This is a genomic window from Roseococcus pinisoli (genome assembly GCF_018413645.1).
GTDB lineage: Bacteria > Pseudomonadota > Alphaproteobacteria > Acetobacterales > Acetobacteraceae > Roseococcus > Roseococcus pinisoli.
Genome location: NZ_JAHCDA010000002.1, coordinates 145,309 through 161,738, shown reverse-complemented (window position 1 = coordinate 161,738; position 16,430 = coordinate 145,309). Strand labels below are relative to the sequence as shown.

21 protein-coding genes are annotated in these 16,430 nt (G+C 67.6%); 10 read left to right on the top strand and 11 right to left on the bottom strand.

All coding sequences use genetic code 11. From position 1 onward, the window contains the following. Positions 1-203: 203 nt before the first annotated feature. From KHU32_RS09480 to KHU32_RS09450, 7 genes are all read right to left on the bottom strand, one after another. A complete protein-coding gene (locus KHU32_RS09480; protein WP_213669856.1) occupies positions 204-773 on the bottom strand; it encodes a hypothetical protein in 570 nt (189 codons plus the stop codon). 37 nt (positions 774-810) lie between these two features. Next, entirely contained in the window at positions 811-1,083 is a 273-nt protein-coding gene (locus KHU32_RS09475) for a DUF2934 domain-containing protein (RefSeq protein WP_213669855.1), read from the bottom strand. Between the two features lie 217 nt (positions 1,084-1,300). Beyond that, entirely contained in the window at positions 1,301-1,954 is a 654-nt protein-coding gene (locus KHU32_RS09470) for a LysE family translocator (RefSeq protein WP_213669854.1), read from the bottom strand. A gap of 147 nt (positions 1,955-2,101) precedes the next feature. Further along, on the bottom strand, positions 2,102-2,599 hold the full coding sequence (locus KHU32_RS09465) for a YciE/YciF ferroxidase family protein (protein WP_213669853.1): 498 nt from the start codon (positions 2,597-2,599) through the stop codon (positions 2,102-2,104). 148 nt (positions 2,600-2,747) lie between these two features. Further along, positions 2,748-3,545: a (S)-ureidoglycine aminohydrolase gene (allE, locus tag KHU32_RS09460; protein WP_213669852.1), complete on the bottom strand. Its 798-nt coding sequence runs from the start codon at positions 3,543-3,545 to the stop codon at positions 2,748-2,750. Between the two features lie 159 nt (positions 3,546-3,704). After that, complete coding sequence (locus KHU32_RS09455; protein WP_213669851.1) at positions 3,705-4,106, bottom strand: hypothetical protein; 402 nt, start codon at positions 4,104-4,106, stop codon at positions 3,705-3,707. Between the two features lie 70 nt (positions 4,107-4,176). Further along, positions 4,177-4,926, bottom strand: coding sequence for a DUF6683 family protein (locus tag KHU32_RS09450; protein WP_213669850.1), 750 nt, complete (start codon positions 4,924-4,926; stop codon positions 4,177-4,179). A gap of 165 nt (positions 4,927-5,091) precedes the next feature. Between KHU32_RS09450 and efp the strand changes: the two genes are divergently transcribed. The 6 genes from efp to KHU32_RS09420 all read left to right on the top strand — a co-directional run bounded on the left by efp (position 5,092) and on the right by KHU32_RS09420 (position 9,382). Further along, positions 5,092-5,661 (top strand): elongation factor P, encoded by a 570-nt coding sequence (efp, locus tag KHU32_RS09445; RefSeq protein WP_213669849.1) that lies wholly within the window; start codon positions 5,092-5,094, stop codon positions 5,659-5,661. Between the two features lie 3 nt (positions 5,662-5,664). After that, complete coding sequence (locus KHU32_RS09440) at positions 5,665-6,516, top strand: inositol monophosphatase family protein (protein ID WP_213669848.1); 852 nt, start codon at positions 5,665-5,667, stop codon at positions 6,514-6,516. 59 nt (positions 6,517-6,575) lie between these two features. After that, positions 6,576-6,974, top strand: coding sequence for an OmpA family protein (locus KHU32_RS09435; RefSeq protein WP_213669847.1), 399 nt, complete (start codon positions 6,576-6,578; stop codon positions 6,972-6,974). 64 nt (positions 6,975-7,038) lie between these two features. Then, complete coding sequence (locus tag KHU32_RS09430; protein ID WP_213669846.1) at positions 7,039-7,488, top strand: baeRF12 domain-containing protein; 450 nt, start codon at positions 7,039-7,041, stop codon at positions 7,486-7,488. Positions 7,489-7,588: 100 nt separating this feature from the next. Next, positions 7,589-8,554 (top strand): tripartite tricarboxylate transporter substrate binding protein, encoded by a 966-nt coding sequence (locus tag KHU32_RS09425; protein WP_213669845.1) that lies wholly within the window; start codon positions 7,589-7,591, stop codon positions 8,552-8,554. Positions 8,555-8,623: 69 nt separating this feature from the next. Further along, the gene (locus tag KHU32_RS09420; protein WP_213669844.1) at positions 8,624-9,382 is read left to right on the top strand and encodes a tellurite resistance TerB family protein; all 759 of its coding nucleotides are present in this window, start codon (positions 8,624-8,626) and stop codon (positions 9,380-9,382) included. Here KHU32_RS09420 and KHU32_RS09415 read toward each other — a convergent pair. Then, positions 9,379-9,966, bottom strand: coding sequence for a thiamine pyrophosphate-dependent enzyme (locus KHU32_RS09415; protein ID WP_213669843.1), 588 nt, complete (start codon positions 9,964-9,966; stop codon positions 9,379-9,381). The two genes, KHU32_RS09420 and KHU32_RS09415, sit on opposite strands and share 4 nt — an antisense overlap. Further along, positions 9,963-10,502 carry a thiamine pyrophosphate-binding protein gene (locus KHU32_RS09410; protein ID WP_213669842.1) on the bottom strand — a complete coding sequence of 180 codons (540 nt, stop codon included), beginning with the start codon at positions 10,500-10,502 and terminating at the stop codon, positions 9,963-9,965. The genes KHU32_RS09415 and KHU32_RS09410 overlap by 4 nt, the downstream gene beginning before the upstream one ends. 78 nt (positions 10,503-10,580) lie before the next feature. On the opposite strand from KHU32_RS09410, the gene KHU32_RS09405 reads away from it, so the two are divergent. From KHU32_RS09405 to KHU32_RS09395, 3 genes are all read left to right on the top strand, one after another. Next, the gene (locus KHU32_RS09405) at positions 10,581-11,546 is read left to right on the top strand and encodes a LysR family transcriptional regulator (RefSeq protein ID WP_213669841.1); all 966 of its coding nucleotides are present in this window, start codon (positions 10,581-10,583) and stop codon (positions 11,544-11,546) included. 93 nt (positions 11,547-11,639) lie between these two features. After that, on the top strand, positions 11,640-12,809 hold the full coding sequence (locus KHU32_RS09400) for an acyl-CoA dehydrogenase family protein (protein WP_213669840.1): 1,170 nt from the start codon (positions 11,640-11,642) through the stop codon (positions 12,807-12,809). A gap of 119 nt (positions 12,810-12,928) precedes the next feature. Beyond that, positions 12,929-13,744 (top strand): DUF305 domain-containing protein, encoded by an 816-nt coding sequence (locus tag KHU32_RS09395; RefSeq protein WP_213669839.1) that lies wholly within the window; start codon positions 12,929-12,931, stop codon positions 13,742-13,744. Positions 13,745-13,788: 44 nt separating this feature from the next. Here KHU32_RS09395 and KHU32_RS09390 read toward each other — a convergent pair whose 3' ends face one another. Continuing rightward, on the bottom strand, positions 13,789-14,130 hold the full coding sequence (locus KHU32_RS09390) for a Rid family hydrolase (RefSeq protein WP_213669838.1): 342 nt from the start codon (positions 14,128-14,130) through the stop codon (positions 13,789-13,791). 197 nt (positions 14,131-14,327) lie between these two features. Between KHU32_RS09390 and KHU32_RS09385 the strand changes: the two genes are divergently transcribed. Beyond that, positions 14,328-15,467, top strand: a complete 1,140-nt coding sequence (locus tag KHU32_RS09385; protein WP_213669837.1) for a CaiB/BaiF CoA transferase family protein — start codon at positions 14,328-14,330, stop codon at positions 15,465-15,467. Here the strand turns inward: KHU32_RS09385 and KHU32_RS09380 are convergent. Then, positions 15,442-16,353 (bottom strand): GGDEF domain-containing protein, encoded by a 912-nt coding sequence (locus KHU32_RS09380; protein ID WP_213669836.1) that lies wholly within the window; start codon positions 16,351-16,353, stop codon positions 15,442-15,444. The genes KHU32_RS09385 and KHU32_RS09380 overlap by 26 nt on opposite strands. Between the last annotated feature and the right edge of the window lie 77 nt (positions 16,354-16,430).

Below are 16,430 nucleotides of genomic sequence, written 5' to 3'. Positions count from 1 at the left end.
AATTCCTGGCGCCCTTGTTCCCCATTCGTTCATGATTCTATGCTGTCCGGCTCGGCGGTCTGCAGGCGCAAGGCTACCAAAAGCCGTGGCAACCAAGCCCCTCCCCTCGCCGTTTGGATTTGCCCGCCTGGAAATCCCCATGGAGGAGTTGTTCCGGAAATGCCGCTCAACCGTTGAGGATGAGTCGTGGCGCCTCACGCCGCTCAGTTGCGCGTGATCAGCTGAGCGATATCGATCGCACGCGCGTACGCAAGCTTCGCCTCATTTGGCCCATCGCCTGTGATCGTCACCAGGATACGATTGTCCACCGGCATTTGAATTACATCATCCGCGATCTGCAGCGCGCGCCGGTCGCCGATACGAATCAGCCGTCCCATGCTTCCGGCCATGCCTGGATTGGTCAGGATCATGGCGAACTGAGCCGTCATCGGGTTGTCGATGGTCAGCGAAACCTGCACGCTCTGGCCGCCAGCGTTGCGATAGCTGCGGCTCGCACTGGTTCCATCGGTCAGGTCTGCCTGCATACTGTCCGGGACATCCGTCGCGGCCCAACCTGGGAGTGGCCCGGGCAATGACCGGGCGAGCCCGGCCGCGCGCCGCTGGGCCAGCAATTGCAGCGCCTCCTCCAGCGCTATCCGGGTCGCACCGAGGTCGCCGCTCTGATAGGCGCGCTGAGCCTCACCAAGCGAGCGTCGAATATCGTCACCCTGAGCTGCGGCCTGTGAAAGAGAGGCGGCGAGGAAAGCCAGTATAACGAAAGAACGGCGGATCATTTCTCCATCCCACCACGAACTTCGGCCACCGTTCAACCTACCGATCAGCAGGCTTTGATATCAGCCCGCTGGGCAGCGCGGTGTGCTCCGCATTGGTGCTTGGACTCGCCGCGCCGGACGAAGACGATGCGTCACTCGCGGGAAAGGTACCTCGGAGTTCGTTATCCAGTTTAGCTTCTTGCGCAGCGATATCTTCCTTGGCGCGATGCCAGAAAATCTCGTCTTGTCCTTCCGGACTGCCGGCCTGCTGCCAGAGTTTGAATGCGGTTTCGCGAATACGCTGCTCAACGATGTCTGATTGGCTCGTCATGATGCATTTCCTAAGGAAAGCTGTGGCCTCTCAGAGCAACAACCTGCACCGTCTGAAGTTGCTCCGCAGCCATCCGGCATGACCGATCGCGACGCCGGACGCCGTTCTCACTCCATCGCCACAACATAAGAACGCCTGCACCGCCGCGAGGAGGATGGGTAGCCAAATGCGTGTGAGCCCCGAAGGGCATCGCGATCTTACGCGCCGCAAGATCTCGCTAATTGGCCGCCGGCCGCCTGACCAACGCCAGGCCGACGCCGAGCGCCACCATGGACACCCCCGATCCGACCCGGAGCCGTTGAATCAGGGCAGGCCGTGCCGCAGCTCCATCACGAATTCGCCCGGCCGCCAGGGCGACGAGAACATCAATGAGAGTGTTCAACGCCACAGATACGGAACCAAGGACCAGGAACTGTAGAGCTACATGGCCTTGCACCGGCTCCACGAACTGCGGAACGAACGCCAGGAAAAAGACTGCTGTCTTTGGATTGAGAGCCTCAACCAGGATACCTTCTCGGAAGGCACGGCTCGAGCCGACCGAAGCAGACGAGGCTCCACTCTCTACGATGAGGGATGACTCGCGGCGTGCAGCCTGGATCGTGCGGAAGCCGATCCAAATGAGGTAGACCGCGCCGAGCAGCTTCAGTCCGGTGAACAGTTCTGCGCTGGCAAGCACGATGGCTGAAACGCCGATTCCGCCGGCGAGCACGTGTACCATGCCGCCAATTCCTGTGCCGAAGCTGGACGCAATACCTTCAGAGCGCCCGCCAGAAAGCGTCCGGGCAGCGACGTAGAAAATGCCTGGCCCGGGCGTGACCGCCAGCAGGAGCGCCGAGGCGGAAAAGAGAGCGAGCTGGGTGAGATCGGGCATTCGGAGAGGCTAATGGATTGAAGTCGCAGCGCCCAGGTGGGCCGCAGCCCGTAGGGCGACGGCACGTCGGATGCGCATCGAGGACCGGCCGCAAAAAGCCCGGCGCGGGTCTCTTCCGGCCGGGCCAATCGCATTTTGCAGGTGGATTCAGCCTGCTTTCGCCATCTGGTTTACGCCAGCGTCGGCGAGGACTGTCAAATCCTTGTCGGTCTGGCCTTCCTCCTTCAGCGTCGCATCGAGAAGAGCCACCGCCTGGCTATGCCCTAGGACCTGCGCCCAACGCTTCAACGTTCCGTAGCGGGTCATCTCGTAGTGTTCGACCGCCTGGGCGGAAGAGATGAGGCCAGCATCCAGGGCCGGCGTTCCCGCATACTCCTCGATGATCTCTTCGCCTTCGGCGACGATGCCTTCGATGGCGTCGCAGGTCTTGCCGACGGCCCGCTTGCCAATGATTTCGAAGACCTGCTGGAGGCGCTCGATCTGCCCCTCGGTCTGCATCCTGTGCTTTTCGAACGCCGCCTTGAGCTTCTCGGATTCAGCGGCGCGGGCCATCTTGGGCAGCGTCTTCAGGATCTTACGCTCGGCGTAGTAGATGTCCTTGAGCGTGTCGTAAAATAGATCGTCGATGGTCTTGGTTCTGGCCATGGCGCGTATCCTTATGTGGGGTGGCGCCTGCGAACGTCGTTCAGCGCATAGGGTTAACGCCGGGCGACGCGATTCGATGCGACTGGAAAACAAAACGCCCATCCTCGCCAGGAGGACGCGCGCTCTGTGTGCTCGCCCCGGAACGGCGCTAAAGCGCCACGTCCCGGTTCACGTCCTTGTAAAGCAGATAGGCCGCCTCATCGGGCCCGGTCGGGTAGAATTGCTGTGGGCAATAGGCCCCCATCCAGATGAAGTCCTCGGCCCAGATCTCGTGCCATTCCGTGCCCAGCAGGTAGAGCCCCTGCCCCTGCAGCATGTAGAGCCCGTGCTCCATGATGTGCGTCTCCACCGCGGGGAAGAAGGTGCCCGGCGAGAACCACATCAGGTTCATCTCGAAATCGAAGGCCAGGTCTCCGAACGGCAGCAGGTGCTGGAAGCCGCGCCCATCCAGACCGGTATGGTTGGTGCGCGGCACCTCGTCCTGATGGGAGAGGATCGGCGCGGGCGGCGGCAGGTCGATGGCCTCGTAGCGCTTGCGCAGCCCCAGCACGCGCGCGCCAGCACTTCCCTGGTTTCGAATGGAAAGCGGCACGCCCGGCGGGGCATAGAGGAAGCCGCCGGCGGTCAGCTCCTTCTCAGCGGAATCGTCCACCTTCGCGACGACGCTGCCCGACAGCACGTAGTAGAAATGCTGGATCCCCGCCTCGACGATGGGCGCCCGCGTCCCGCCGCCCGCCTCGATCTCCAGTACGAACTGAGCGAATCGTGCGCCGAGAACCGGCGCGGCCAGGAAGCGGACGACGGTGGCGTCGTATTGCGGCAACCGGCTCTTCAGCACGCCCTCGGGAGGCAGGAAGGCGTAGTTCGGTCGGACGACACCGCGATTGTGGCCGACGGCGCCTGGCAGCGTGCGGCCCCGGGGCAGGTTGAGCGCGTGAGGATGCATCCGGAGTTCCTTGGATCTGATGCGACACCGGAGCATGGGAGAATCGCGCTGGCCAGCCGTGCCGCAGAACCATCCTTCCCCAACTACGGCGGGCTCAGCGCCTGCGTGACGTGCCCAAGGAGGCGATGGCGTCATCCGGGCCGACGCGCATCTGGCAGGTCAACCGGGACGCTGACGCCCCTTCGCCAACTCCCGCTCCGCCTCCGCCAAGGTCTCGACGACAGCAAAAATCCGGCGCGGAAATCGGAGGGCGCAGGCCTGCACCCACAGCCGGAAACCGGAATCCGGCGACACGAAGACGGACCTTGCCCCCTCATCGCGGCCCTGTGCCAACTGTTCATAGGTCGCGGCGAAGGCCGTCACGTCGTCGTGGTGCACCGAGCCCCCGTAGCGGCGCAGATCGTAGAGCCAGTCATAGCCGACCGCCTCAGGACTCGATTCCAGCCAGCCCGACATCGCACGACGATACGCTGCACCATCCGTGCTCATCCCGAATTGCAGGGTCAGCCGCCGGCGCGCGGCATCCACCTTCACCACCAAATCTGCGACGGATTGCATCATTGGATACCCAATTGGATGGCGTCCCTATCGTTCTCCACATCGGCAAGCATGGCCAACAGATTTCATGGGATCAGCGCGTGATAAAGCCGTCATCGGTCAGTCGAAGCGCCGCGAGATCCACGCCCTGTCGGGAGAACTGCGCCGCATAATGGCGCGCCGCCTCCGCCTGAAGCGCCCGGTCGCCGCTCTGGATCCTCACGCGCTGGGCCATCACCAGCACGGTGTTGTAGTTCAGGAACTCCGCCAGGCCCTGGCGCTGAGCGGGCGTGAGTTGCGCGATCTCCGGGCGGGCCGCCAGATCGGCGCGGATGGCGTCGCGAACCGCCGCGATCCCCCGGGGAGAAATGGTTGCGACGTCGTTCACCACGGCCCAACTGGCGATCAGATAGGCGGCATGGCTATCGGCCAGGTTCCGCGGGTCGAGGCCGTTCGGCCGCGCGATCTCCCGCGCATATCCGGCCTGCCAGTCCGAGGCGAGCGCCGCCTCCAGCTGAGGACGCGCCTGGGGCTGCGAGCGAACAAGGTCGTCCACGAAACGCGCGCGCGCCTGTCGGGAGACTGTACGGTCATTCCCCACGATCAGGATGTTCTCGCGCCCGGCACGCTCCCGCAGGGCGGGCGTCTGCTCCCGGCGGCGGCTTTCACGGGCCACTCGGCGGGCCTGGGCATTGGCGACGCTCGCCATCGCTGCCTGGCCCATATAGCCCTGGATCATCGAGGCCGAGTTGTTGAACCAGCGGAGCCCGAAATCGTCCTGGCTGCGGGCGGGCGTCGCCAGCAGGGCAACCGTGAGAACGATCTGGCAGGCGATCCAGCGCATGACATTTCCCATTATTTGGAATGGATCATGCCCGATAGGCCCCGGCTGGCAAGTCTCGATATCGCCTCCGGGCCCTCATCGCCCGGGGCACGGTTGCCCGGAAGCCCTCGCGCGTGTAAGCCGTCCCGCCTCAGCTCAACCCATAGAAATACAGGGGCCACGCCCATGGCGAAGATGCAGGCCAATCAGATGCGCGCCGGCATGGTCATCGAATTCGAAGGCCAGCGCTACACCATCATCCGCCAGAACATCATGATTCCCGGCAAGGGCAATGCGATCATCCAGGTCGACATGCGCAATATCAAGACCGGGGCGAAGAAGGACCAGCGCTGGCGGACCGCCGATGTGGTCGAACGCCTGACCACCGAGGACAAGGAGTTCACCTACTCCTACGCCGAGGGCGAGATGCTGGTCCTCATGGACCCCGAGACCTTCGAGCAGACCCAGGTCCCCAACACCATTCTCGGCGATCGCCTGCCCTTCCTGCAGGAGAACATGACCGTGAACGTCCGCCTTATCGAAGGCGACCCGGTGGCCATGGACCTGCCCGAGCTGGTCACGCTCGAGATCGCCGAGGCCGACCCGGTCGTGAAGGGGCAGACCGCCTCCTCCTCCTACAAGCCGGCCCTCCTCGTGAACGGCATCAAGACCATGGTTCCCCCCTTCATCACCACCGGCGAGCGCATCGTCGTCCGCACCGAGGACGCCTCCTACGTGGAGCGCGCCAAGGGCTGATCCATGTCCGGCTCCTCTCCCCGCCTTTCCCCGGCCCTGAACGTCGTGGTCTCCGCCGTCCGCAAGGCCGGGCGGCGACTGCTGCGCGACTTCACCGAGGTCGAGCAGCTGCAGGTCTCGATGAAGGGCCCCGGCGACTTCGTCAGCCAGGCCGACCTGCGCGCCGAGCAGACCCTTCGCGAGGATCTCGGCAAGGCCCGCCCGGGCTTCGCCTTCCTCATGGAGGAAAGCGGCGTGTCGGGCGATGCAGACTGGGAGTGGCGCTGGGTCGTGGACCCGCTCGACGGCACCACCAACTTCCTGCACGGCATCCCCCACTGGGCGATCAGCGTCGGCATCGAGAAGCGCATCTCGGAGGACAAGTCCGAGATCGTGGCCGGCGTGGTGTACAACCCCGTCGCCGACGAGCTCTTCTGGGCCGAGAAGGGCATGGGCGCCTTCCTGAACGACAAGCGCCTGCGCGTTTCCGGCCGGCGTGAGATGAACACGGCGCTCTTCGCCACGGGCATCCCCTTCGCCTCGACGCCGAAGAAGCCGGAATTCGCCCATGCGCTCGTGCGGCTGATGCCGCAGGTGGCGGGCATCCGCCGCTTCGGCGCGGCGGCGCTCGACCTCGCCTGGACGGCGGCCGGCCGCTACGACGGTTATTGGGAGCTGGTGCTGCACAAGTGGGACATCGCGGCCGGGATCATCCTGGTGCGCGAGGCCGGCGGCATCGTCACCTCGCCCGATGGCGGCGATCCCTATGCCGAGGGCAATGTCGTGGCCGGTAACCAGCACCTGCACGGCAAGCTTCGGGACGTGGTGCAGGATAGCATCTCGGCGGCGGCCAAGGGCCGCAGCGCGGCGGGCTGATGCGCCGCCGCGCGCTTCTCTCTGCCGCTCTCCTTCTGCCGGGTCTCGCTGCAGCGCAGATGCCCGGTCCGACAGGCGGTGCGCCGCCGGCGCCCCTCCCGCCGCTGCCTAATATCCCGCTGGCCCGCGGCGTCACCTCGCCGGAACGGGGCGTCTGGCACGTCGCCTTCGAGACGGGCAGCGAAGAAATCCCCGCGCCCCGGCGCGCGGCGCTCCTTCGCATCGGCGGCGTTCTGAACACCGGCAGCGTGGGCCGCGTGACGGTGATCGCCGAGGTCGGCTCAGGGGATGATCTCTCCACGACCCGGCGCCTATCCCTCGCCCGCGCCCGCGCGGTGAAGGACGCCCTGGTGGCGGGCGGGCTGGCCGAGACGCGGATCGACCTCCGCCCTATGGGCCACCGGGACGCGGGACAGGATATCGTCGCGATCCTCGCGCCGACCATCGCCAGGCCCTGACCGGGGCAACTCTGCCGGCCGCGGGCGATTAACCTCCGGAACGCGAATGCGACGGAGGTCCCCCATGAAGCCCTATCCCCTGCCCGCCCGGATCGGTGTCCTGGTCTGCGACGGCACCAAGGCCCTTCTGCTGCGCAACGAAGGCGACGCCCTGAGCCCCAGGCTCGCCACCGTCTCCGCCATCGACAATCCGCAGCCGCCAAGTCGCGAGCTCGGCACCGACAGGCCGGGCCGCCTCCGCTCTTCGGACGGCGCCGCGCGCAGCGCCACCGATGAGGGCGACCTGCACGACCAGGCCGAGACGGACTTCCTGGTTCGGGTGGCCGCCATGCTCGACGAAGCCGTGCGTGGGCAGGAGATCAAGGAGCTTCTGCTGGTGGCGCCGCCACGGGCGCTCGGCGTGCTGCGCGGAAAGCTGAGCGCCGCCGTGAAGGAGATCGTCTCGGAGGAGCTCGCCAAGGACCTCACCAAGCTTCCCGTCGACCAGATCGCGAAGCACCTCCTCGCCGCCTGATCACGGCCGCGCGTCGCTCGGCAAAATCCCGAGATGGCCAGGGCGGAGCGGTTGTGGCAGCAACGGTCGCAAAATCAACGAACGACCGAGGAAACGATCCATGACCGTCTCACGCCGCGCCCTCCTGGCCGCGCCCCTCGCCGCGCCTGCCGTCGCCCGCGCTCAGTCCTGGCCGTCCGGCGCCATCCGCATCATCGTCCCCTTTGCCGCCGGCGGCAGCACCGATGCGGTGGCGCGGATCGTCAGTCCCGGCCTCACGCAGCGACTGGGCGTGCCGGTCGTGGTCGAGAATCGCAGCGGCGCGGCCGGCTCGCTCGGAACCGGCGCGGTGGCGACGGCGCGGCCTGACGGCAACACCTGGCTCCTGACCTTCGATAGCCACGCGACGCTTCCGGCGCTGCTGCCCAATCTGCCCTTCAACCTGACCGGCGATCTCGATCCCGTGCTGCTGATCGGCGGCGCGCCCTACGTGATCGCCGTGCGGCCGGACAAGCCCTACCGCAACCTCGCGGACATCGTGAACGCGGCCAAGGCGCGGCCTGACGCCATCAACTATGGCAGCACGGGCAACGGCACGCTGGGCCACCTGACCATGGTGATGCTCGGCGCCCGAGCCGGCGTGCGCATGGCCCACCTGCCCTATCGCGGCGGCGGCCTTGCGGTGAACGACACGGTCGCCGGGCATGTGGAGATGATGATCGGCAGCGCGGCGCTGGTGGCCCCGCAGATCACCTCCGGCAATCTGCGCCCCGTGGTGCAGTTCGGCCCCGAGCGCCTGCCCGCCCTGCGCGACGTGCCGACGGCCATCGAGAGCGGTTTCCCCGGCCTCGAGGCCGAGGCGTGGTGGGGCGTCTTCGCCCCGCACGGCACGCCCGCGCCCATGCAGCAGCGCATGGTGACGGCGCTACAGGAGAGCTTCCGCGACGAGCGGGTGAACCGCACCATGACGGAAAGCCAGCAGGCCCGCCTCGTCCTCGGCGGACCGGAGGTGCTGCGTCCCTTCCTGGACCGCCAGATCGCGCTCTGGGGCCAGGTGGTGCGGGACAACCAGGTCCAGGCGGACTGACCTCCTGCGCCGGGCATATAAATTCCCGGTCATCTTGCCGTAAGTCCGGGAGCTTCCGATCTTTGGGGCATGATCGACGCCAAAGCCCTCCTGGACCAGTTCCTCCCTGCCAGTGTCTCGCGACCCGGCCAAGCAGCGTCCTCGCCCTGGACCAATCCGGGCGGGGCGCTCGGCGGCATCTCCGATGCGGCCCGAGACGTCCTGGGCCAGGGCGGCACAGGCGCCCTGGCCGGCGCGGCGGCAGCCGGCGGGCTGATCTCCCTCTTCCTGGGGAAGAAGGGCCGAAAGCTCGGCGGCGGCCTGGTGAGCCATGGCGGCGCGGCGGTGCTGGGCGCCCTGGCCGACCGGGCCTTCCGGAACTGGCAGGCCGGCCGGCAACCCGCCGCCGCGCCGCCGGTCACCCCGGCGGAGATCGCGACGGCGGAGCCGCGCTTCCTGCCCAGCGCCGCGCCGGCCGCGAATGGCGAGGCCTTCGAGCTCGCCCTGGTCCGCGCCATGATCGGTGCCGCGCGGGCGGACGGGCATATCGACGCGGAGGAGCGGCGCCGCATCTTCGCCCAGGTGGAGGAGGCCGGCCTCGACGCCGAGGCCAAGGCCTTCGTCTTCGACACGATCGATGCGCCGGTCAGCGTCAGCGAAGTCGCGGCGGCCGCGACGACGCCGGAGCAGGCCTCGGAGATCTACATCGTCTCGCGGCTCGCCGTGGATCCGGACGATCCCGCCGAGCGGGCCTATCTCCAGGCCCTCGCCCACCGGCTGAAGCTGCCGGCCGAGTTGGTGGCCCATCTCGACCGGCAGGCGGAGATCGTGGGGCCTCCGGCGGCCTAGGCCGTCGGGAAGCCCAGCGCCGCGCGGAAGCGGTTCTTCACCTGCACACCGTCGCGCGGCGGCAGGGCACGGGGCGGGTTGTCGGCGGCGATCTTCACGGTGGCGAAGCTCAGCCCCGCCCGTGCATGGATGCGCTGGCGCAGGGTCGCGATGCCGGAAGCCTCGACGACGGTCTCGGCCACCGGAAAGCCGCAGACAGCCGCGACCTTCGCCAGCTCGATGCCCTGGCCCGCATGGCTCGGCTGCATCCCCGTCTCGCCGAAATGCCCGTTGTCGAGCACGACGATCGCGAGGTTGCGCGGCCGCCGCACCGCGATGGTGGCGAGCGCGCCGAAGCCCATCAGCTGCTCACCATCGCCCGTGACGACCAGCACCGGCCGCTCTGGCTGCGCGGTGGCAATGCCAAGGCCGACCATCGCCGCGCTGCCCATGGCGGCCCAAAGGTAATAGTTGAGGTCGTGATCGCCCGCCGCCATCACGTCGTAGGAGGGTGAGCCGAGGCCGGTCACCACCACCAGGTCGCCGCGATCCTTCAGGAGTTCGGCGACGACCTGCCGCCGGTCCAGATGTCCACCCGCGCTCACTTCACCCACTCCTTCTCGCCGATAAGCCGCTGGCCGAGCAGCACCGCGCAGGCAGCATCGCCCTCGAAGGCCATGGTCGCCGCACCACGCAGCAACGGCCCGACATCCTCGGGCCGGTCGGCGCGCCAGGTCATCACGCCCATGAGGCGCAGCGCCGCCTCGGTCGCCTGGCCCATCGGGTTCTGCCAGTTGTTGAACTCGGCCCAGTCGCCGCGCATGGTCACGACCATCAGCAGCGGCAGGCGCGCCACGGCCGGCAGCGCCAGGGTGTTGATGCAATTGCCCACGCCGCTCGACTGCATGAGCAGCGCGCCACGCTCCCCGCCCAGCCAGGCGCCGGCGAGATAGCCGATGCCCTCCTCCTCCGTGGTGAGCACCACGGCGTTGATGTCGGGATCGGCCTCCGCGAGGCGGATGGCGGTGGCGTGCCCGGCATCCGGCACATAGGCGACGTGCTTCACGCCGGCGCCCTTGAGCACGGCGAAGACCTCGTCGCGCCAGGGGGCGACGGCGGTCGCGGTTTCGGGGATCGTCATGGGTCCTGCCCTTGTTCTGCGGCGCGCAGGCTAGGTGGGGCAGACCATTGCCATAACTATAATATTGCTGATTGAGATATGCCGATCTTATATCGTTCGATGGATCTCCGGCAGCTCAACACCTTCATCCAGGTCGCGGACCTCGGCAGCCTCAGCAAGGCGTCGGACCGGCTGCGCATCGCCCAGCCCGCCCTCAGCCGACAGATCCGCCTGCTGGAGGAGGAGCTCAAGATCCCCCTCTTCGACCGGCACGGCCGCGGCATGGCGCTGACCGCCGCGGGCGAGCTCCTGCGGGCGCGGGCGGGCAATATTCTCCGCCAGCTCGAGGAGACGCGCGCCGACCTCAACCAGGAAGCCGGCGCCGTGCGCGGCCGGGTCGTCTTCGGCATGCCGCCCACGGTCGGCGACATCCTGGCGACGCGGCTGATCGAGCGCTTCATGGCGCGCTATCCGGAGGTCACGCTGCGTGCCGTGCCGGCCTTCAGCGGCTATCTGCTGGATTGGCTGCATGCCGGCGAGGTTGACATCGCCGTCGTCTACGGCACCGAGGCAAATGCAAGCATGCGCCTGTCTCCACTGCTGGTGGAAAGTCTCTGCCTCGTGACCCCGGCCGGCCTCGCACCCTCCCCGCACCACGCCATCCCCTTCGCCGAGGTGGCGCGCGAGAAACTGGTCCTGCCTGGGCCGCAGCATGGGCTGCGCCGCCTGATCGAACGGGAGGCTCGCGCCCATGGCATCGCGCTGCGTATCGCCGTCGAAGCCGATGCGCTGCAGGTGCTGAAGGGCCTGGTGCAGCGCGGCCTCGGCTCCACCATCCTGCCGCTGGCTTCGGTGCATGAGGAAGTCGCCGCGGGGCTGCTGGGCGCTGCGCCCATCATCGAGCCGCACCTCTCGCGCAAGCTCGTGATCGCACAGCCGCTCGGCCGGCAGGCCTCGAACGCCGTTCGCCGCTTCGAGCAGGCGCTGCGGCAGGAGGTTGCCGCGATGGTTCAGGAGGGGATCTGGGACGGCCAGCTGCTCGGCGACGATATAAATCCGGCATAGGTGATTGTCCGGAATTGTATTTTGATCGATGGCTGGCCGGGCGCAGGTTCCCGCGCGACAATCGCCACGCCAGTGTCACTCACGAAGGTTCCCATGGACGCCAACGCCAATACCCTTCCGCATGCCGAGATTCGCGAGGAGGTGCGCAAGCTCTGCGCCCGCTTCCCCGGCGAATACTGGCGCGAGCTGGACGCGCGGCGCGGCTACCCGACCGAATTCGTGAAGGCGCTGACCGAGGCGGGCTATCTCGGCGCCCTCATCCCCGAGGAGTTCGGCGGCGCCGGCCTCGGCCTCTCGGCCGCCTCGGCGATCCTCGAGACCGTGCATGCGGAAGGCTGCAACGGCGCGGCCTGCCACGCCCAGATGTACATCATGGGCACCATCCTCAAGCACGGCAGCGCCGAGCAGAAGGAGCGCTACCTGCCCGGCATCGCCGATGGCTCGCTGCGCCTGCAGGCCTTCGGCGTCACCGAGCCCACCAGCGGCACGGACACGACCAACCTGCGCACGACGGCGGTGAAGCAGGGCAACGACAAGTACATCGTGAATGGCCAGAAGATCTGGACCAGCCGCGCCGAGCATTCGGACCTGATGCTGTTGCTGGCCCGCACCACGCCGAAGGACCAGGTGACGAAGAAGACCGAGGGCCTCTCGACCTTCATCGTGGACATGCGCCAGGCGCTGGGTAACGGCCTCACCATCCGGCCCATCCGCACGATGATGAACCACAATTCCTGCGAGGTCTTCTTCGACAACATGGAGGTTCCGGCCGAGAACCTCGTGGGCGTCGAGGGCAAGGGCTTCCGCTACATCCTGGACGGCATGAACGCCGAGCGCCTGCTCATCGCCTCCGAGAGCATCGGCGACGCCAAGTGGTTCACGCAGAAGTCGGTCGCCTATGCCAAGGAGCGCGTGCTCTTCGGCCGGCCGATCGGCCAGAACCAGGGCGTGCAGTTCCCCATCGCCAAGGCCTATGCTCAGATGCGCGCGGCCGAGGCGCTGCTGCACAAGGGCCTGGAGAAGTTCGAGGCCGGCCTGCCCTGCGGTGAGGAGGCCAACACCGCCAAGATGCTCGCGGCGGATGCGGCCTGGGCGGCGGCCGAGGCCTGCGTGCAGACCCATGGCGGCTTCGGCTTCGCCGAGGAATACGACGTGGAGCGCAAGTTCCGCGAAGCGCGGCTCTACCAGGTGGCGCCCATCAGCACGAACCTCATCCTCAGCTTCCTGGGCGAGCATGTGCTGGGAATGCCGCGCAGCTACTGAGGTGCTTATCGAGGCGCTTGACCTTCCCATAGGGTCAGGGGCCATTTCCTCCGGCGTCGCCTTTCCGGCGGCACCGGAGGGGCGCGCCTCCTTCGGTCCAGGATCGAGGAGAACGTCCCATGCGCCACCCCCGGATCGCCTTCCTGGCCGCGGCCGCCATGATTGCCGCGGCACCGGCCTTCGCCGCCATCGAGGACGGCTACCAGCCCGGCGACGCGCCCATCACCAGCACCTGGTTCGCCGCGCGCTCGGAGACGGCGCAGAAGGCGGATCGCGACTATGTCGCGGGCATGATGCCGCATCACGCCGGAGCCCTCAGCATGAGCCGCGAATACCTGGCGGATGCGGGCCGCAGCAGCCCGCTGCTCCAGGCCCTTGCGCGCGCGATCGTCGTGAACCAGGAGTTCGAGATCGGCATGCTGAACCAGGTGAGCGCCAATCTCGATGCGCCGCCGCTGCGGCTGCCCTTCGGCATCGTGCTGCAGCCCGTCGCGACCGAGGGGATGACGCAGGCCCAGGGCTTCCTGCGCGCGCCGGCGCCTTCCAGTATGGGCTATGCGATGGGGCCGGTGAGCGAGCGCGACGTGCTCTTCGCCAAGGCCATGATCATCCATCACCAGGCGGCGGTGGAGATGGCACAGGCCTATCACGCGGATCCCGCCGTGCGGAACGGCTTCCTGAGCCTGATGAACGTGGACATCATCACCGACCAGACGCAGGAGATCGCGCTCATGCGGCAGGTGGTGTCGGCCTATCCGGGCGACGCCTCGGCCATCGCCGTCGATCCCGCCATGGTCCATGGCATGGAGGGCATGAGCCATGGCGCCCATGCCACGCCGGCACCGGCCGCCGAGGCCGCCCCGACGCTTCAACATGCGACGCCGCAGCACGCGGCGCCGGCAGCCCCGGCCGGCGGGCACCAGCATCATCACTGATACCCGCGAAGGGGCGCTTCGGCGCCCCTTCAGGCCACGCCCCTTCAGGCGACGGCGGTGCAGATGATCTCGATGAGGTCCTTGCCCTCCAGCGACACGCCCAGCACCGCCCGCATCGGGACGTTGGAGGTGTCGACCCATTCGTCCCAGGCCTTGTTGAGCTCGGCCTTGCGGGACATGTCGGCGCAGTAGCAGATCGCCGTCAGGATCTTCGCCTTGGAGGAACCGGCATCGGCCAGGTTCTTCTCGATGGCGGCCAGCGCGCCCTTGGCCTGGACGTACATGTCCTCGGTCTTGTCGGGCGAGGTCGTCACGGTGGTGACGATGCCGTTGTGCACGATGACCCGGCTGCGCGTGGCGGTGGTGCCGGGGATACGGGTGATCATAAGGACATTCCTCCTGAATGGAGGCGCGATCCTCGGCTTAACGTGACCGGGGAGCAATGGCATGATCCGCGTCAACCAGACGAGGAAACCCATGATCCGCCCTTGCCGCCCTGCGGCCCTCGCCGTCCCGCGATGACCTTCCCGCGCGCCCGCCCGGCGTCTGGCGGACCTGTCACTTCCATCGGATGATCCCACGCATGAACAAGCCCTCCGCCAACAAGCCCTTGGCCGGCCTCCTCGTCGTCGCGATGGAGCAGGCCGTCGCCGCCCCCCTCTGCTCCATGAAGCTCGCCGATGCCGGCGCGCGCGTGATCAAGATCGAGCGCGCGGAAGGCGATTTCGCCCGCGGCTACGACGCTGCCTGCAAGGGCCTCTCGACCTATTTCGTCTGGCTGAATCGCGGCAAGGAAAGCCTCTGCCTCGACATCAAGAACCCGACGGACAAGGCGCTGCTGGCCAGCCTGCTCGGCAAGGCCGACGTCTTCATCCAGAACCTGGCACCCGGCGCGATGGCACGCGCGGGCTTCGGCGCGAAGGAGCTGCGCGAGAAGCATCCTCGCCTCATCACCGTCGACATCAGCGGCTACGGCGAGGAGGGCGAATATGCCGGCATGAAGGCCTATGACCTGCTGGTCCAGGCCGAGAGCGGGCTGGCCTCGGTCACCGGCCGGCCCGAGGGCCCGGGCCGCGTCGGCGTCTCGGCCTGCGACATCGCCTGCGGCATGAACGCGCATGCCGCAGTGCTGGAGGCGCTGATCGAGCGCGGCATCACCGGCAAGGGCAAGGGCATCGGCGTCAGCCTTTTCGACGGCATGGCGGACTGGATGAACGTGCCGCTGCTCTACCTCGAGGGCACGGGCAAGGAGCCGCAGCGCATAGGCCTCGCGCATCCCTCGCTCTGCCCCTACGGCGCCTTCGAGACCAAGGACGGCGCGCTGATCCTGATCTCAATCCAGAACGAGCGCGAATGGGCGCTCTTCGCCGAGCACTTCATGCAGGACAAGGAGCTCATCACGCGCGAAGGCTATCGCCTCAACGTGCAGCGCGTGGCGAACCGGCCGAGCGTGGACGCGCATATCGCCAGCGTCTTCGGCGTGCTGACCCGCGAGGAATGCGTGGCGCGGCTGGGCAAGGCGAACACGGCCTATGGCTTCGTGAACGACGTGCACGGGCTGAAGGAGCACAAGGCCCTGCGACGGATGACCGTCGAAACCGAGAAGGGTCCCGTCTCCGTGGTCTGCCCGGCGCCGCGCTTCAGCGACGGCCCGCGTGAGTATGGGCCGGTGCCGGCCCTCGGCGGGCAGAGCGAGGCTATCCGCCGCGAATTCGCGGGCTGAGACGAGGGCCGCGCGGGCCCGTCAGGCCCCGCGCGCCTCGGCCTTTTCGGAGAGGCAGGGGCTGGCGATCACCACGCGGTCGCGGCCCGCATTCTTGGCTTCGTAGAGCGCGGTATCGGCCAGCCGCGTCGCTGCCTCGATGGCACCGGGCCCCTCGCCCTCGACCAGGGCGACGCCGCCCGAGATCGAAACCCGCGCCAGGGGCGCGCCGGGATGCGCGACATCGCGTGCCACGGCCTCGCGAAGCCGGTCGACGAGGGGCAGCGCCTCGGTCGGCGCCACGCCGCAGCAGGATGTTGAACTCCTCGCCGCCCGCGCGGCTGACCACGTCGCCGTCGCGGAGGTTCTGGCGGAGCGAACTGGCGATGGCGCGGAGCACCGCGTCGCCCGCCGCATGGCCCCAGCCGTCGTTGATCGACTTGAAGTGGTCGACATCCAGCGTGGCGATGGAGGCCGGCCGCCCCGCAGCGTGGGACTGTGCCAGGGCATAGCCGGCCAGCGCGGCATGGCCCGCGCGGTTGGGCAGACCGGTCAGCGAATCATGATAGGCGGCCTCGGCCAGCTTGCGCTCCAGCACGTCGCGCTGCGCGAAGCTGTCCAGCAGGTTGAGGAAGAAGGCCGGCAACACGATCAGGATGACCGTGTAGATCCATTCCTTGAAGCCGATGGGATCCCCGGGCCGGACGAAGGCCTCCCATAGCCCGATGGCGATGGCGAGGACGCCGAGCAGGACGGCGAGCACGCCGCCGAAGACGGCCCGGACGAAGCGCTCGTGATGTTCCCGATAGGTGTAGGCCTGCCGAAAGGAGCGCCAACCGGCATAGAAGCAAAGGATGCAGGCAAGGCTCCTCAAGGCGAGGAAGGCCAGGTCGTCCGGCGTCATCATGTGCGCACGAAGGCTCCCTCGGCGGAGGCCGGGAGATCAGCAAACGAGGCCTTCATTGCCTTTGGCAGCGCCAGCCC

Excerpts from the sequence above, each read along its gene's own strand:
- KHU32_RS09480 (WP_213669856.1), bottom strand. The coding sequence starts at position 773 with ATGATCCGCCGTTCTTTCGTTATACTGGCTTTCCTCGCCGCCTCTCTT.
- KHU32_RS09475 (WP_213669855.1), bottom strand. The coding sequence starts at position 1,083 with ATGACGAGCCAATCAGACATCGTTGAGCAGCGTATTCGCGAAACCGCA.
- KHU32_RS09470 (WP_213669854.1), bottom strand. The coding sequence starts at position 1,954 with ATGCCCGATCTCACCCAGCTCGCTCTCTTTTCCGCCTCGGCGCTCCTG.
- KHU32_RS09465 (WP_213669853.1), bottom strand. The coding sequence starts at position 2,599 with ATGGCCAGAACCAAGACCATCGACGATCTATTTTACGACACGCTCAAG.
- allE (WP_213669852.1), bottom strand. The coding sequence starts at position 3,545 with ATGCATCCTCACGCGCTCAACCTGCCCCGGGGCCGCACGCTGCCAGGC.
- KHU32_RS09455 (WP_213669851.1), bottom strand. The coding sequence starts at position 4,106 with ATGATGCAATCCGTCGCAGATTTGGTGGTGAAGGTGGATGCCGCGCGC.
- KHU32_RS09450 (WP_213669850.1), bottom strand. The coding sequence starts at position 4,926 with ATGCGCTGGATCGCCTGCCAGATCGTTCTCACGGTTGCCCTGCTGGCG.
- efp (WP_213669849.1), top strand. The coding sequence starts at position 5,092 with ATGGCGAAGATGCAGGCCAATCAGATGCGCGCCGGCATGGTCATCGAA.
- KHU32_RS09440 (WP_213669848.1), top strand. The coding sequence starts at position 5,665 with ATGTCCGGCTCCTCTCCCCGCCTTTCCCCGGCCCTGAACGTCGTGGTC.
- KHU32_RS09435 (WP_213669847.1), top strand. The coding sequence starts at position 6,576 with ATGCCCGGTCCGACAGGCGGTGCGCCGCCGGCGCCCCTCCCGCCGCTG.
- KHU32_RS09430 (WP_213669846.1), top strand. The coding sequence starts at position 7,039 with ATGAAGCCCTATCCCCTGCCCGCCCGGATCGGTGTCCTGGTCTGCGAC.
- KHU32_RS09425 (WP_213669845.1), top strand. The coding sequence starts at position 7,589 with ATGACCGTCTCACGCCGCGCCCTCCTGGCCGCGCCCCTCGCCGCGCCT.
- KHU32_RS09420 (WP_213669844.1), top strand. The coding sequence starts at position 8,624 with ATGATCGACGCCAAAGCCCTCCTGGACCAGTTCCTCCCTGCCAGTGTC.
- KHU32_RS09410 (WP_213669842.1), bottom strand. The coding sequence starts at position 10,502 with ATGACGATCCCCGAAACCGCGACCGCCGTCGCCCCCTGGCGCGACGAG.
- KHU32_RS09405 (WP_213669841.1), top strand. The coding sequence starts at position 10,581 with ATGCCGATCTTATATCGTTCGATGGATCTCCGGCAGCTCAACACCTTC.
- KHU32_RS09400 (WP_213669840.1), top strand. The coding sequence starts at position 11,640 with ATGGACGCCAACGCCAATACCCTTCCGCATGCCGAGATTCGCGAGGAG.
- KHU32_RS09395 (WP_213669839.1), top strand. The coding sequence starts at position 12,929 with ATGCGCCACCCCCGGATCGCCTTCCTGGCCGCGGCCGCCATGATTGCC.
- KHU32_RS09390 (WP_213669838.1), bottom strand. The coding sequence starts at position 14,130 with ATGATCACCCGTATCCCCGGCACCACCGCCACGCGCAGCCGGGTCATC.
- KHU32_RS09385 (WP_213669837.1), top strand. The coding sequence starts at position 14,328 with ATGAACAAGCCCTCCGCCAACAAGCCCTTGGCCGGCCTCCTCGTCGTC.
- KHU32_RS09380 (WP_213669836.1), bottom strand. The coding sequence starts at position 16,353 with ATGATGACGCCGGACGACCTGGCCTTCCTCGCCTTGAGGAGCCTTGCC.